We start from the raw sequence: 14411 nt of genomic DNA on the forward strand, positions 1-14411 counted from the left end.
GGAAACGATGGAGTGGTTCACCGCAGACGGTTACTGGCTGAGCAGACTGGTCTTCCAGCGGGCGCTCGCCGTCGTCTATCTCGTCGCCTTCGTAGCCGCCGCGCTCCAGTTCCGGGCGCTGATCGGCTCCAGGGGCATGCTTCCCGTGCCCGACCTCCTGCGCCGCACCTCGTGGCGGTCCGCACCGGGCCTGTTCCGGCTGCACTACTCCGACCGCTTCTTCGCGCTGGTCGCCTGGACGGGCGCGGCGGTGTCCCTGGCCCTTCTGGCCGGTCTCGACGCGCACGTCCCCCTCGGGGCGGCGATGGCCCTGTGGGTGGTGCCATGGGTGCTGTACCTGTCGATCGTCCAGGTCGGCCAGGTCTGGTACGGCTTCGGATGGGAATCGCTCCTGCTGGAGACGGGCTTCCTCGCCGTCTTCCTGGGCAACGGGGACACGGCTGCTCCGGTGCTGGTGCTGTGGTTGCTGCGCTGGCTCCTGTTCAGGGTGGAGTTCGGCGCCGGTCTCATCAAGATCCGGGGGGACGAGTGCTGGCGGCGGCTGACATGTCTGGATTTCCACCATGAGACCCAGCCGATGCCGGGGCCACTGAGCTGGTTCTTCCACCGGCTCCCGAGACCGGTGCACCGGGCGGAGGTCGCCGCCAACCACGTCACCCAGCTCGTGGTGCCGTTCCTGCTGTTCACCCCGCAGCCGGTGGCGGGCGTCGCCGCCGGGCTGATGGTGGTCACCCAGCTGTGGCTCGTGATGTCCGGGAATTTCGCCTGGCTGAACTGGCTGACCATCGTGCTCGCCCTCTCCGCGGTCGACTGGTCGCCGGTCGCCGGCCCGCCACCCGCGCAGCCGGGGTCACCGCTCTGGTACGAGGTGGTGGTCATCGCCGTCACCGTCCTCGTCCTGGCGCTCAGCTATCGTCCGGCGCGCAACCTGCTCTCGCACCGCCAGGTGATGAACCGGTCCTTCGATCCTCTGCACCTGGTCAACACCTACGGAGCCTTCGGAAGCATCAGCAGGATGAGGCTGGAAGTGGTGGTCGAGGGCACCGGGGAGGAGGTGCTCCACGAGGGGACCCGCTGGCTCGAGTACGGCTTCCGGGGCAAGCCGGGCGACCCGCGCAGACTGCCGCGCCAGTTCGCTCCCTACCATCTGCGGCTGGACTGGATGATGTGGTTCGCCGCCCTGTCCCCCGCGTACGCCCGGACCTGGTTCCGGCCGTTCGTCGAGCGGCTGCTGCGCGGCGACAGGGACACGCTGCGCCTGCTCGGCCACAATCCGTTCCCCGACGGCCCGCCCGCCCACATCCGGGCCAGGGTCTTCCACTACCGGTACACGGACTGGCAGGAGCTACGCGCCACCGGACGCTGGTGGGACCGGACCTGTGTGCGGGACTTCATGAGGCCCGTCGCGCGGCCCGTTCCGCTCCTCCCGGGCGGTCCCGGCCGGGAGGAGGGCGGCGGCCGGTGAGAAGGCGGCGGCGCTCGCCGACCCTTGCGGAGACCACGGGCAGCGAGCCCGCCGGGTACGACGCGGGAGCGGCGGCTCTTCCGGCCTCCCCCTCACCCTCCTCGACGGGGCACGAAGAGGAAACGAAGGGCTCCTGTCCCCGTCAGCGGACGGGGGCAGGAGCCCAGGCACTGCTGGAACCGGCAGGAGTGATCAGTCGATTCCGGGCAGGATGTGCGGCTCGGCCAGATCATCCTCGTAACCGGCCAGCCTGATCGGTGCCGACCTGGCCCAGACCTCGATGTTACGGAGCTTCTCGGGTCGACGGACCCGCTCCCGGGCCGGTTCGGCCGGACGTGCCTCGGTCTTCGTCAATTCAGGTGTCACCGCGGACTCCTTCGTGTCGCGACACCCCGGGGCGGTGCGACGCTGCGGCTCCAGGGAACCGGTCGGCCGCCCTCGCCGGGGCAGGGGCAGAAACAGTTCGGTCGCGGTGGCGCCGGTACGGGGTGGGACGGCGGACTGCTTACAGACCTGTCCCAGGACGGCCGAGGAAGCTTCGTGGATCCCTTGGTGACGTCCGTTGACCTCAGACTAACCAAATGAGCGCCATCCCGCTCGACAGAACGTGTGGCCTGGGTCACTTTCAGCCATGCGGACGGCGGCGGTCCCGTTGTTCACAGGGCCGCCGCCGTGTCGCCTGCATCCACAGGTGACGGAAGGGTTCAGGGGTGCGGAACGAGCGAGAAGCCGAGGGGCGCCGCAGGCCCCCGCGGTCACCAGCCCGCGGGTGCGTAGTCCTTGAGGAAGCAGCCGTACAGTTCCTCGCCCTGCTCACCGCGCACGATCGGGTCGTAGACCCGGGCCGCTCCGTCGACGAGGTCGAGCGGGGCGTGGAAACCCTCCTCCGCAAGACGGATCTTGTCGGGGTGCGGCCGCTCGTCCGTGATCCAGCCGGTGTCGACGGCCGTCATGAGGATGCCGTCCTTCTCGAACATCTCCTGGGCGCTGGTGCGCGTCAGCATGTTCAGCGCGGCCTTGGCCATGTTGGTGTGCGGGTGCCCCGCACCCTTGTAGCCACGGCCGAACACCCCCTCCATCGCGGAGACGTTCACCACGTAGGTGCGCTGGGCGGCGGCCCGGGCCATCGCCGGACGGAGCCGGCTGATGAGGATGAACGGCGCCGTGCTGTTGCAGAGCTGGACCTCGAGCAGCTCGATCGGCTCGACCTCCTCGACGGTCTGGATCCAGCTGTTCGTGTCGTGCAGGTCCGGGACCAGGCCACCGGCGTCGATCGCGGTTCCCGCGGCGATGCGGGCCGGCGAGGCGGACCCGGTCACGAGGGCGAGATCCGTGACGTCCTGGGCGCTCAGGCCCTGGCCCTCCTTGCGGGCCGAGGGCAGCGCGGCGACGCGGTCGACGGTGCCACTGCCGAAGGTGCCGATCACGTGGGCGGCGGGCAGCTCACCCGCGGGCAGCGGGGCGGACTCGGCGGCGAGCAGCTCGCTGTAGGCCTGCGGTGAGCGGCGGACGGTCTGCGCGGCGTTGTTGATCAGAATGTCCAGCGGACCTTCGGCCGCGACCGAGTCCGCGAGCGCGACGACCTGGGCCGGGTCCCGCAGGTCGATGCCGACGATCTTCAGCCGGTGGATCCACTCGTCGCTGTCCGGCATGGCCTTGAAGCGGCGGATGGCGTCGTTGGGGAAGCGGGTGGTGATGGTGGTGTGGGCGCCGTCGCGCAGCAGCCGCAGCGCGATGTACATGCCGATCTTGGCACGGCCACCGGTGAGGAGCGCCCGGCGACCGGTGAGGTCGGTCCGCGCGTCGCGCCGGCTGCGGTTCTCCTTGGCGCACTGCTGGCAGAGCTGGTGGTAGAAGGCGTCCACCTCGACGTACCGGGTCTTGCAGATGTAGCAGGACCTCGGGCGCTGGAGTACGCCCGCGATCTCGGCGGTCGCCGAGGACGACGGGAGGACGCCCTGTGTCTCGTCGTCGATGCGCTCGGCGGAACCCGTCGCCGTGGCTTCGGTGACCGCCTTGTCGTGAGCGGTCTTGGCGGCGCGGCGCTCCTGGCGGCGGCGCTGCTTCACGGTGCGGTAGATACCGGCCGTGGCCCGGCGCACGGCGATGGCGTCCGGGTGGTCGACCTCGATGGTGTCCAGCTCGTCGAGCACGCTCAGGCAGACGGCCAGCCGCTCGGGGTCGATACCGGGACCGAACTCGTCGATACCGGGAGCGAGCTCCTGGCTGTCCTCTGTCACCGTCATTGCCGTTCCTCTGTCACTCGTCACTCATGCCGCTGCCGGGCTTCGGTGGGGAGTGGTCCGGCCAGGAGCCGGCGAGGGCAGGCGCGCACGGGCCGGATGCCCCGGTCAAGTCTGCCACGAGTCGGGCGTTGCTCCGTTCGGCTGTCATCCACCGCTTCCGGTCACCGAGAGGGGCTTCGCGATGTCCTCCAGGGACTTCTGTTCCGCTGCCACCGCGAAGAAGTAGGCGACCAGACCCGCGGCCACCATGAGGGCGGCTCCGATGCAGAAGGCCAGGACGGTGTCGCCGACCACCCCGCTCGCGGTCAGGTCCGCGAAGACCAGCGGACCCGTGATCCCTCCTGCCGCCGTACCAACGGCGTAGAAGAACGCGATCGCCATGGCCCTGGTCTCCATGGGGAAGATCTCGCTCACCGTCAGATACGCCGAGCTGGCGCCGGCGGAGGCGACGAAGAGCACGAGGCACCAGCAGCCGGTCATGGTGACGGCGGTCAGCGCCCCGGCGCCGAAGAGCCAGGCGGTACCGAAGAGGAGCAGCCCGGAGAGGATGTACGTCCCCGCGATCATCGGCCTGCGCCCCACCGTGTCGAAGAGACGGCCCAGGAGGAGGGGCCCCAGGAAGTTGCAGAAGGCGATGACGGCGAAGTAGTAGCCGGTGGCGCCGCTGGAGACGTCGAAGAACTTCACCAGGATCGAGCCGAAACCGAAGGTGATGGCGTTGTAGAGGAACGCCTGCCCGATGAAGAGGGCCAGTCCCAGGACGGCCCGCTTGGGATACGAGCGGAAGACGGTACGGGCGATGAGCCCGAAGCCGATGCTCTTGCGCTGCTGCACGGTGATGGCGGGCTCGGCCGGAGGAAGGCTCCGTCCGGTCTCCTCCTCGACCTCGCGCTCGACCCCGTCGACCAGCTTCTCCGCCTCCTCGTCCCGCCCGTGGATGAACATCCAGCGCGGACTCTCGGGAACGTGGCGGCGGACCAGCAGGATGACGAGCCCCAGGACCACGCCCAGCGCGAAGGTGAGCCGCCAGCCGATGTCCTTGGGGAAGATGTCGGTGTTCAGCGCGAGGACGGAGAGCAGGGAGCCCGCCACTGCCCCGAGCCAGAAGCTGCCGTTGATGATGAGGTCGACACGGCCCCTGTACTTGCTGGGGATCAGCTCGTCGATGGCCGAGTTGATCGCCGCGTACTCACCGCCGATGCCGAAGCCCGTCAGGAAGCGGAAGAGGAAGAACCACCACGCGGAGAAGGAGATGGCGGTGAGCGCGGTGGCCGCCAGATAGACGGCGAGGGTGATCAGGAACAGCTTCTTCCGCCCGTACCGGTCGGTGAGCCATCCGAAGACCAGCGCGCCCGAGCAGGCACCCGCGACGTACAGAGCCGCCGCGATGCCGGTGACCTGGGCGTCGGTGATGGCCAGCCCGCTGCCGTCCTCGGACAGCCGGCTGGCGATGTTGCCGACGACCGTGACCTCGAGTCCGTCGAGGATCCATACCGTGCCCAGGCCGATCACGATCATCCAGTGCCAGCGCGACCAGGGCAGCCGGTCCAGCCTGGCCGGGATCCTGGTGGTGACGGTCGGTCCGGCTGCCGTGCCGGTGTCGCTCATGAGCCCCTCCTCCGCTTCCGGGACACAACAGGTGCCCTGAACGAGGCGTGACTCACACCTCGGCCCGGGTGGGTGACGATTTCCACCCGTTCGATCACGTCCTGTGACGCGTCGTGACTCCATCCGGGCCTTCACCGGATCTCCAGAAAAAAACTTCGGTGTCCGGTGGCATCACTTCCGGAAAGCGGGGCATGCGCTCGTCACTGCATAGGACTCCAGGGAGGGCGACACCATGACGGCCATGTCAGTTCGGACCACCGGCACTGTCGGTACGGCGGCGACGCGGTCCGACGAGGCGGGTGCGGTTTCGGACGCGGCCGCGCTTCCGTGGATCGAGGACGCCGGCAAGGTGGCACCCCAGGATGCCCGGGCCATGTCGAAGCTCTTCTTCGACCGGCTCCAGGTCCTCGAAGAGGGAACGCACGAGTACCAGTACGCGCGCAACACGCTGATCGAGATGAATCTCTCCCTGGTGCGCTTCGCCGCCTCGAGGTTCCGCAACCGCGGCGGGGACGACACCGAGGACATCATCCAGGTGGGGACGATCGGCCTGATCAAGGCCATCGACCGGTTCGACCTGTCGCGCGAGGTCGAGTTCGCCACCTTCGCGGTGCCGTACATCGTCGGTGAGATCAAGCGGTTCTTCCGCGACACGACATGGTCCGTGCACGTGCCGCGACGGCTGCAGGAGCTGCGGGTCGAGCTGGCCAAGGCCAAGGAGCAGCTGTCCTCGAAGCTCGACCGCGACCCGACGGTCGCCGAACTCGCGGAGCATCTCGATCTCCCCGAGGAGGAGATCATCGAGGGCCTCGTAGCTGCCAACGGCTACTCGGCGGGCTCGCTGGACACCCCGAGCGCCGACAGTGAGTCGGGCAGTGAGCAGCGCGCCTACGCCGACCTGCTGGGCGAGGAGGACCCGGGGATGGAGAGCGTCGAGAATCTGCACACCCTGGCCCCGCTGCTGAAGCAGCTGGACGAACGCGAGCGGAAGATCGTCCGCATGCGCTTCGGGCAGGAGATGACTCAGGCTCAGATCGGCGCCGAGCTGGGCGTCTCCCAGATGCACGTGTCGCGTCTGCTGAGCCGGATCGTCCAGCGCCTGCGCGCGGGCATGAGCGTCGAGGCCTGATCCACTCGCGTACGAACCCGATGACTGAGGCCCGGCCGGGTGCCGGGCCTCAGTCACATATGCTTCCTGCCGAAACGGCCGTGGGTCTCCCGGCCGTCCGTCGGAGGGGGTGGAGTGTGACCGAGTCGCCGCTGGACACCTCTGCGCGTGTCCACCAGCCCGGAGTGATTCCGGGGCAGCAGAAGATACCGGCCGCCGCGGACGCGTCCGTGTGGGACGTCGACGCCGCCCTGCTGCTGGTCGAGGACGACTCCGGGGACGCGCTCCTGGTCGAGGAGATGCTCACCGACAGCGAGCTGGACGCCCCTCTCACGTGGTGCAAGACGCTGGCCGAGGCGCGGCGGTTCCTGCTCGGCTGCCGCACACCCGTGTGTGTCCTGCTCGACCTGCACCTGCCCGACGTGAACGGCCTCGACGCCGTCCGCCAGCTCGTCGAGTCCGCCCCTGACGCGGCCGTCATCGTGCTCACCGGTCTGGCCGAGGCGGAGACCGGACTGTCCGCGGTGGCCCAGGGCGCCCAGGACTACCTCGTCAAGGGCAGGATCGATCCCGAGGTGCTGGGGCGCGCGGTCCGGTACGCCCTCCAGCGCAAGCACACCGAGCGGTCGGCCGCCGCGATGCGGACCAGTCGGCTGATCGCCCAGGAGAACGCCCGTCTGGAGCGCGCGCTGCTGCCGATCCCGTTGCTGCTGGACGACAGCTTCGCCGTGGCCGCGCGTTACGAGGCCGGTCGCGCCCACGGGCTCCTGAGCGGCGACTTCTACGACGTGGTGCAGACCGCCGACGGTGTGGTGCACGCGGTGATCGGCGACGTGTCGGGGCACGGCGCCGCGGAGGCCGCCCTGGGGGTCTGCCTGCGGGTCGCCTGGCGCACGGCGGTACTGACCGGTGTCAGTCAGCTCGAGCAGATCGGTCTCCTGGAGGGGATACTCGTCGCCGAACGCTCCGACCCCCATGTCTTCGCCACCGTGACCACGCTCGTCTTTCCGCCCGGCCGGGACAAGGTCCTCGTCGCGCGGGCCGGACACCCCGGGCTGCTGCTGCGGCGGGGCACCGAGGTCGGCTGGGTGGAGCCCGACGCGGGTATGGCCCTCGGGCTGCTTCCTGGCGCCGGCCGTTGGACGATCACGGAGCTGGACCTCTTTCCCGACAGCGAGCTCGTCCTCTTCACCGACGGCCTGTTCGAGGGGCGTACGGGGCCGGCTTCCCGGCTGGGCGAGGACGGTCTGCTCGCCATGGCCGGCAAGCACGGAGGGCTGGGACCCCGCGCGTTCATCGACGCGCTGGTCGCCGAGGCGACCGAGAGCGCGGCTCCGTACGGCGGCCTGGCCGATGACGTCGCCGTCCTGCACCTGGGATGGAAGGCGGGTTCATGAGCACCACGACACCGGCGGCCGGCAGGCCGGGCAGGACAGCCCGTCTGTCGGTCCAGAACTGGGTGCATCTGATCCTCGCGGGCTTCGTGGTGGTGGTGTGCGGGTGCCTGGTGGTGGGCGGGCTCGTCCTTGCCCGCATCTCCGACCGGACCACGGACCTGGTGGACCGCATCCAGCCCGCCCGTTCCGCCTCGTTCCAGTTGCAGAACGCGCTCCTGGACCAGGAGACCGGGGTCCGCGGCTTCGCGCTCACGGGAGACGCCTCGTTCCTGGAGCCCTACGAGAAGGGCATGCGGGCCGAGCGCCGGCATCTGGACCGGGTGCGCTCGCTGATCGGGGACGAGGAGCCGTACACCGCGGACCTGGGGCGGATCGAGAAGGCCGCCCAGCAGTGGCGGGCCGCGCGGGCCGAGCCGCTGATCGCCACGGTGCGGGCGAGCGGGCCCACCGGTGCCTCCTCGGCACCGATCGCACGGAGCAAGGCGGAGTTCGACGCCCTGCGCGTGCTGTACACCGCGCAGCAGAGCCACCTGGACGACGCGCGCGACCGTGCACGCGCCGAGCTCGACGACGCGCGCGTCACACGCGACAGGGTGCTCGCCGCGCTCGTGATCGGTTTCGTTCTGGCCGTCGTGTCGCTCAGCGTGCTGCTGCACCGCGTGGTGGGCCGGCCGCTCGGTGCGCTGACCGCGGCCTCGAACAAGGTGAGGTCCGGTGCCTACACCGGAAGGATCGAGGTCCGGGGCCCGTCCGACGTCAGGGCGGTGGCCGCGGCGGCCGAGGACATGCGCCGGCGGCTGGTCGCGGAGCTGGCCGAGTCCAAGGAGCGGGAGACCTTGCTGGCGGAGCAGACCACGGAGCTGCGCCGCTCGAACTCCGAGCTGGAACAGTTCGCCTACGTCGCTTCGCACGACCTCCAGGAACCCCTGCGGAAAGTGGCCTCCTTCTGCCAGCTGCTCGACAAGCGGTACGGATCGGAGCTTGACGCACGCGGGAGGCAGTACATCGACTTCGCGGTCGACGGCGCCAAGCGGATGCAGGTACTCATCAACGACCTGCTGACGTTCTCCCGGGTGGGCCGGGTGCAGCAGAGCTGGAAACCGGTCGATCTCGACGCGGCCCTGGACCGGGCCCTGTCCAATCTCACCCTGGCCGTCGAGGAGTCCGGGGCCGTGGTCGTCCGCGAGGCCCCACTGCCGGAGCTGCTCGGGGATTCGACCTCGCTCACCATGGTGTGGCAGAACCTCGTCGGCAACGCGGTCAAGTTCCGCCGGACCGATGTGCCGTGCAGGATCACCGTCGGCTGTGCCCGTGAGGGCGACGACTGGCACCTGACGGTCGCCGACAACGGCATCGGGATCGCGCCGGAATTCGCCGACAAGGTGTTCATCATCTTCCAGCGCCTGCACGCCCGCGACGAGTACGAGGGAACCGGGATCGGACTGTCGCTCTGCCGCAAGATCATCGAATTTCACGGTGGCCGGATCTGGCTGGATCCGGCACCCGCCGAGGGCACACTGATTCACTTCACCCTGCCCGTCCTTCCTGAGGCACCCACCCACACCACGGCGGAGCTGCTCGCCCCCGCCCCGCTCACCCCACGGTCGGGAGACACCCCGTGAACGACGCCGTCAAGCCCATCGAGGTCCTGCTCGTCGAGGACGACCCCGGCGACGAACTGATGACCCGCGAGGCGTTCGAGGACAACAAGATCCGGAACACGCTCCACGTGGTGCGCGACGGCCAGGAGGCGCTGGACTTCCTGTACCGGCAGGGCGAGTACGCCGACGCTCCGCGCCCCGACCTGGTCCTTCTCGACCTGAATCTGCCGAGGTACGACGGCAGGCAGGTGCTGGAGCAGATCAAGACCGACCCGGAGCTGGCGTTGATCCCGGTGGTGGTCCTCACCACCTCCTCCGCCGAGGAGGACATCCTGCGCAGCTATAAACTGCACGCCAACGCCTACGTCACCAAGCCGGTCGACCTGGAGCAGTTCATCGGAGCGGTGCGCCAGATCGACGACTTCTTCGTGAGCGTGGTCCGGCTGCCTCCGCGTGCGTAAGATCTGAGACATCTCCCCGCGTGGTATCTCCCGAGGCGGGTAGACGAACGGCGAGAAGAGGTCGCACGACCTCCCCTGCGGCGCCCTGGCTGGAGCACATGAACGAACAGGCCACCTCACGGCCCGACGGCCCCTTCCACGGGTCCCCGTCGTCAGAGGTTCTGCTCATCGCCGAGGTGTTCGACGGCGAGCCCGGATGCATCGCGCAGGCACGCGCGCTCGCCGACCGTTTTCTGGCGCGTCTCGTGGCGGAGTGGCTCGCGGTCCTCGGTGAGCACACCCGCAGCGATCTCATGCTGGCGGTGAGCGAGCTCATCACCAACGCGGACCGCTACAGCCACGGCCCTTATCTGCTGGAGCTGGAGGGCGACGCGCGGCGCATCAGCGTCACCGTCTACGACAGCAGCACGGCACTGCCGGTGCTCTACTCCCCCGATCCCGCCCGCCTCGGCGGTCACGGCATGGAGATCGTCGTCGCGCTCTGCGACCGGCTCACGGCCGAGCGGGTGCCCGTCGGCAAGCGCATCCGGGCCGAGTTCATGCTCAGCACCTGAACGACGCTGCCGGGTCCCGGCGCGACGCGGACGGGGCAGCGCCCCCGGAAACCCGCCGCAGCCGAGCGGACGCGCTGCGCCACCCTTCCGGCAACTTCTGAGCTCTCGGGCCAGGAGGACTACCGTCGGGAGGAGGACCCTGGAGTAAAGGACGTACTACCGGAGCAGTACGCCGAATCGCCCCCTCAGGGACGACGACGCGACGGCTCCGACGGGACATCGTGGTGTACATGAGTTCCCTCGTGCTTTCCGTGCTGCTGTCACTGGTCTCCGCGGTCGCCTATGCGGCCGGCGCGATCGTGCAGGAGCGCGTGGCCGCGGCCGGTGGCAGCCGCCCTTACGCGCCGCTGCGCAACGGCCGCTGGTGGGTGGCGGTGACACTCAACGGCGTGGGTGCGGTTCTGCATGTCGTGGCGCTGGCGTACGGGCCGCTCAGCCTCGTACAGCCTCTCGGCGCCCTGACGATCGTCTTCGCGCTGCCGATGGCGGCGGTCTTCGTGAAGCGCCGTGCGGGGCGGACGGCATGGCGCGGGGCAGTGATGGCCACGGTCGGCCTGGCCGGACTGCTGGCTCTCACGGGCAGCGCGGGTTCCCACACACTGGCCGGGCCGGAGCAGCTGGTGCTGGCGACCGGGACGTTCGGCGCCGTGGTGGTCCTTCTGGTCGCCGCCAAGGGGCTGCACCGGCCGATGCTGCGCAGTGTGGTGCTGGCCACGGGCGCCGGTGTCGCGTTCGGTATGGCGTCGGTGTTCACGAAGACGGTTGCGGTGGAGTGGACCTCCGGCTCGGTGACGTCCGGCCTGCCGACCCTCCTGGTGATCGCGGGACTCGCCTCCGCGGGACTGCTGCTCTCCCAGGCCGCGTACCGGGGTGCCGGCCTGACGGCGCCGCTCGCGACGGTCACCGTGGTCAACCCGGTCGTGGCGGCCGCCGTGGGCATCACCATGTTCGGTGAGCAGTTCCGCTACGGCCTGACGGGCGCCCTGCTCGCCGTCATGTGCGGTGCGCTGGCGGCGGCCGGCCTGGTGCTGCTGACCACGGAGCGGGTGGGAGCGGAGCGGCACACCCCGGAGGCCACGGGATCCGGGGAGCGTACGCCCGGGACGGAGGGGAAGGCCCCGGCAGGTGAACCGGACGCGCCGCACGCGGTGGTGCTGCCCGGGCCCGCGCAGCCCGCGCTTCCTCAGGGGGCCGCGGTACTGCCGGACCCCTTTCCGGGGCCCACCGCGCTCTCCCTCCCGCTGACCCTGCCGTTGGACCACGGTGGCGGGCGCGTGGAGTTCGCCGGCAGCGGGTCTGCCGCCGGCCGGACCCGCCCCGGCGGCCCGGAGGGCCATGGCCGGGGCGCTCACATGCTGACGCCGCCGGCCCTCAGGTAGGCCACGGGGTCGATGTCCGATCCGTAGCCGGGGCCGGTGCGGATCTCGAAGTGCAGGTGCGGGCCGGTGCTGTTGCCGGTGGACCCCGAGCGCGCGATCCGCTGACCGCTGCCGACCTGCTGGCCCTCGCGCACATGGAGCGAGGAGAGGTGGGCGTACTGGCTGTACCGTCCGTCGCCGTGGCGGACGACGATCTCGTAGCCGTACGCGCCCGCCCAGCCGGCCGAGACCACCTTCCCGGACGCGACGGCCTTGACGGACGTCCCGGTGGGAACGGGGAAGTCGACACCCGTGTGGTAACCGCTGGACCAGGAACCTGCCTGGTGGTACGGGGTCCCGGTCCGGGCCGACACGGGGGCGGTGAGGCCGGACCGCGGCTTTGCCGTCTTCTTCTCGGCGGCGGGCTTCGCCGCCTGCCTGGGGGCGGTCTGCCTCGCCTTCTCGGCGGCCTTCGGAGCGGCGGGCCCGGGGGCGGCCTTCTCCTTGGCCTTCGGGGGCGCCGTCCTGGGAGCCGCCTTCCGTTCCGGCGCCGTCGGTGGCGTCCCGGCCACATCGAGGGTCAGCCGCTGCCCCGGGAGGATGAGGTCGGGTTCGGCGCCCACCACGGCACGGTTGGCCGCGTAGAGCCGCTGCCAGCCGCCCTGGACGCGCTCTGCGGAGGCGATACCGGAGAGGGAGTCGCCACGCGCGACCGTGTACGACTCGCGCTGCCCCGGCACGGCGGCCGGTGAGGCCTTCGTCCCGGAGCCACCGGTCTTCCTCTTCGACGCGCCGGGCCCTGACGTCTTGTCCTGCCCGGCCTCGGCGGCCACCTGCCGCTTCGGCTGCGGGGCGAGGTCCGGCGCGTTACCGCCCTGCTTCAGGCCGGCCCGTACGGAACACGTGGGCCAGGCTCCTGGGCCCTGCCCGTCGAGCACCTTCTCGGCCACGGCGATCTGCTGGTCCTTGGTCGCCAGGTCGGCCCGCGCGGCGAAGGCCGTGCCACCGTAGGCCGCCCACGTCGAACCGGTGAACTGCAGGCCCCCGTAGTAGCCGTTTCCGGTGTTGATGTGCCAGTTCCCGGTCGACTCGCAGGCGGCGACCTTCTCCCACACATCGGCCGAGGCAGCCCCCGCCGAGGCGGCCGTGAGGAGGGGAAGCGCGATGCCCGCTCCTCCCGCCGTCACCGTGAGTGACGCGCGGTTGATCCGGCTGGGCTGGTATCTGCGGTGCCGTCCGTTCGCGGCCATGATCAGGATCCCCCCACTGCAGTAGGACACGTCGCAAGCGGCCAACGTATGGGCACACAACGGGTGGTGACAAGTGAACAGTTGTCTCCTGCCGCCCATGCGCTCCGGCGCACGACCCCTGCGGGCGGGACCGCTGCCCCGCCCGGACGCCTCGGCAGAACCGGGAGAGCGCTCTATCGCCTGCTTCCCCGGTGCTATAAATGCCGTCATGACGGATGCTCTGCGACCGGCCGGCGCGGCCCCCACCCTGGAGGACGTGGCCCGGGCGGCAGGGGTGTCGCGCGCCACGGTCTCACGGGTGGTCAACGGCGTACGCAACGTCGACCCCGCGATCCAGGAGGCCGTACGGCAGGCGGTCTCCGTCACCGGATACGCGCCCAACCGCGCGGCCCGCTCCCTGGTCACCAGGCGCACGGACGCGGTGGCGCTGGTGGTGTCGGGTGCGGGCGCCGAGCCGGACGGGGAGGGACCCGCCGGGGAAGGGTCCTTCACCACACAGGTCTTCGCCGACCCCTTCTTCGGCCGGGTGATGACAGGGGTGGTCAACTGCTTGCGGCCCCGCGGGATGCATCCGGTGCTGATGTTCGCCGAGACCTCCCGGGCCCGGGACGAGGTGGTGGCGTACCTGCGCCAGGGCAGCGCCGACGGGGCGTTGATCGTGTCGACGCACGCGGAGGACCCTCTGCCCGGCCTGATCACCGAGGCGGGGCTGCCCGCCGTGCTGTACGCCCGCCCGTACCGGCCGGTGGAGATCAGTTACGTCGATCTGGCCCATCGGGACGGGGCCCGGCTGGCCGCCGAGCATCTGCTGGCACGCGGCTGCCGACGCGTCGTCACGATCAGCGGGCCGCTCGGCATACCCGCCGGGCGGGAGCGGCTGGCGGGTTTCCAGGAGGTGCTGGCGCGGCACGGCCGCTCCTGCCCCCCGGTCGCGGAGGGACAGTTCACGCAGGAGAGCGGCGAGGCGGCCATGGAACGACTCCTGGCCGAACACCCCGGCCTGGACGGGGTGTTCGCGGGAAACGACCTGATGGCGACGGGAGCCTGCCATGTGCTGCGGGAACACGGCAGGCGCGTCCCGGAGGACGTGGCCGTGATCGGGTTCGACGACAGCAGCGCCGCCTCGGCGTGCCGGCCACCGCTCACGACGGTGCGACAGCCGGTCGAGGACATGGCCGCGGAGATGGCGCGACTCCTGCTGGACCGGCTGGCCGTGCCGGACCGGCCGGTGACGTCGGTGCTCTTCGATCCCGCGCTGGTGATACGGAAATCCGCCTGAGCTCCCCCCTCGCACGTCTCTCCCGGGGGGCGGCTCGCCCGCCTCGGGCCCGGGACGGCCGGGGTGGGACGCCGGGCGGACAGG

At 70.5% G+C, this 14411-nt stretch carries 12 protein-coding genes; 8 read left to right on the plus strand and 4 right to left on the minus strand.

Annotation, left to right across the window (positions count from 1 at the left end; all coding sequences use genetic code 11):
* The first annotated feature begins 7 nt into the window (after nucleotides 1-7).
* Entirely contained in the window at nucleotides 8-1465 is a 1458-nt protein-coding gene (locus tag ACHFIV_RS14655) for a lipase maturation factor family protein (protein WP_398967967.1), read from the plus strand.
* Between the two features lie 192 nt (nucleotides 1466-1657).
* On the opposite strand, the gene ACHFIV_RS14660 is transcribed toward ACHFIV_RS14655, so the two are convergent.
* The 3 genes from ACHFIV_RS14660 to ACHFIV_RS14670 all read right to left on the minus strand — a co-directional run bounded on the left by ACHFIV_RS14660 (nucleotide 1658) and on the right by ACHFIV_RS14670 (nucleotide 5319).
* A complete protein-coding gene (locus ACHFIV_RS14660) occupies nucleotides 1658-1831 on the minus strand; it encodes a hypothetical protein (RefSeq protein ID WP_398967968.1) in 174 nt (57 codons plus the stop codon).
* 389 nt (nucleotides 1832-2220) lie between these two features.
* On the minus strand, nucleotides 2221-3711 hold the full coding sequence (locus ACHFIV_RS14665) for an SDR family NAD(P)-dependent oxidoreductase (RefSeq protein ID WP_398967971.1): 1491 nt from the start codon (nucleotides 3709-3711) through the stop codon (nucleotides 2221-2223).
* A 144-nt stretch (nucleotides 3712-3855) separates the two neighbouring features.
* Nucleotides 3856-5319 carry an MFS transporter gene (locus tag ACHFIV_RS14670; RefSeq protein ID WP_398967974.1) on the minus strand — a complete coding sequence of 488 codons (1464 nt, stop codon included), beginning with the start codon at nucleotides 5317-5319 and terminating at the stop codon, nucleotides 3856-3858.
* 232 nt (nucleotides 5320-5551) lie between these two features.
* Here ACHFIV_RS14670 and ACHFIV_RS14675 point away from each other — a divergent pair, with 232 nt between their 5' ends.
* The 6 genes from ACHFIV_RS14675 (at nucleotide 5552) to ACHFIV_RS14700 (ending at nucleotide 11819) form a co-directional block, all read left to right on the plus strand.
* The gene (locus ACHFIV_RS14675; protein ID WP_398967977.1) at nucleotides 5552-6448 is read left to right on the plus strand and encodes an RNA polymerase sigma factor SigF; all 897 of its coding nucleotides are present in this window, start codon (nucleotides 5552-5554) and stop codon (nucleotides 6446-6448) included.
* Between the two features lie 116 nt (nucleotides 6449-6564).
* Nucleotides 6565-7824, plus strand: a complete 1260-nt coding sequence (locus ACHFIV_RS14680; RefSeq protein ID WP_398967980.1) for a PP2C family protein-serine/threonine phosphatase — start codon at nucleotides 6565-6567, stop codon at nucleotides 7822-7824.
* Nucleotides 7821-9446, plus strand: coding sequence for a sensor histidine kinase (locus ACHFIV_RS14685; protein WP_398967984.1), 1626 nt, complete (start codon nucleotides 7821-7823; stop codon nucleotides 9444-9446). The genes ACHFIV_RS14680 and ACHFIV_RS14685 overlap by 4 nt, the downstream gene beginning before the upstream one ends.
* Nucleotides 9443-9886 (plus strand): response regulator, encoded by a 444-nt coding sequence (locus ACHFIV_RS14690; protein WP_365886249.1) that lies wholly within the window; start codon nucleotides 9443-9445, stop codon nucleotides 9884-9886. The genes ACHFIV_RS14685 and ACHFIV_RS14690 overlap by 4 nt, the downstream gene beginning before the upstream one ends.
* A 98-nt stretch (nucleotides 9887-9984) precedes the next feature.
* Nucleotides 9985-10440 carry an ATP-binding protein gene (locus tag ACHFIV_RS14695; RefSeq protein ID WP_398967986.1) on the plus strand — a complete coding sequence of 152 codons (456 nt, stop codon included), beginning with the start codon at nucleotides 9985-9987 and terminating at the stop codon, nucleotides 10438-10440.
* 230 nt (nucleotides 10441-10670) lie between these two features.
* On the plus strand, nucleotides 10671-11819 hold the full coding sequence (locus ACHFIV_RS14700) for a DMT family transporter (protein ID WP_398967988.1): 1149 nt from the start codon (nucleotides 10671-10673) through the stop codon (nucleotides 11817-11819).
* Here ACHFIV_RS14700 and ACHFIV_RS14705 read toward each other — a convergent pair.
* Entirely contained in the window at nucleotides 11789-13048 is a 1260-nt protein-coding gene (locus ACHFIV_RS14705) for a peptidoglycan DD-metalloendopeptidase family protein (protein WP_398967990.1), read from the minus strand. The two genes, ACHFIV_RS14700 and ACHFIV_RS14705, sit on opposite strands and share 31 nt — an antisense overlap.
* Nucleotides 13049-13256: 208 nt before the next feature.
* On the opposite strand from ACHFIV_RS14705, the gene ACHFIV_RS14710 reads away from it, so the two are divergent.
* On the plus strand, nucleotides 13257-14327 hold the full coding sequence (locus tag ACHFIV_RS14710) for a LacI family DNA-binding transcriptional regulator (protein WP_398967992.1): 1071 nt from the start codon (nucleotides 13257-13259) through the stop codon (nucleotides 14325-14327).
* Nucleotides 14328-14411 lie beyond the last annotated feature (84 nt).

It is taken from the genome of Streptomyces sp. ALB3, from assembly GCF_044385685.1.
In the GTDB taxonomy this organism is placed as follows: domain Bacteria; phylum Actinomycetota; class Actinomycetes; order Streptomycetales; family Streptomycetaceae; genus Streptomyces.

Excerpts from the sequence above, each read along its gene's own strand:
- ACHFIV_RS14655 (WP_398967967.1), top strand. The coding sequence starts at position 8 with ATGGAGTGGTTCACCGCAGACGGTTACTGGCTGAGCAGACTGGTCTTC.
- ACHFIV_RS14665 (WP_398967971.1), bottom strand. The coding sequence starts at position 3,711 with ATGACGGTGACAGAGGACAGCCAGGAGCTCGCTCCCGGTATCGACGAG.
- ACHFIV_RS14670 (WP_398967974.1), bottom strand. The coding sequence starts at position 5,319 with ATGAGCGACACCGGCACGGCAGCCGGACCGACCGTCACCACCAGGATC.
- ACHFIV_RS14675 (WP_398967977.1), top strand. The coding sequence starts at position 5,552 with ATGACGGCCATGTCAGTTCGGACCACCGGCACTGTCGGTACGGCGGCG.
- ACHFIV_RS14685 (WP_398967984.1), top strand. The coding sequence starts at position 7,821 with ATGAGCACCACGACACCGGCGGCCGGCAGGCCGGGCAGGACAGCCCGT.
- ACHFIV_RS14695 (WP_398967986.1), top strand. The coding sequence starts at position 9,985 with ATGAACGAACAGGCCACCTCACGGCCCGACGGCCCCTTCCACGGGTCC.
- ACHFIV_RS14700 (WP_398967988.1), top strand. The coding sequence starts at position 10,671 with ATGAGTTCCCTCGTGCTTTCCGTGCTGCTGTCACTGGTCTCCGCGGTC.
- ACHFIV_RS14705 (WP_398967990.1), bottom strand. The coding sequence starts at position 13,048 with ATGGCCGCGAACGGACGGCACCGCAGATACCAGCCCAGCCGGATCAAC.
- ACHFIV_RS14710 (WP_398967992.1), top strand. The coding sequence starts at position 13,257 with ATGACGGATGCTCTGCGACCGGCCGGCGCGGCCCCCACCCTGGAGGAC.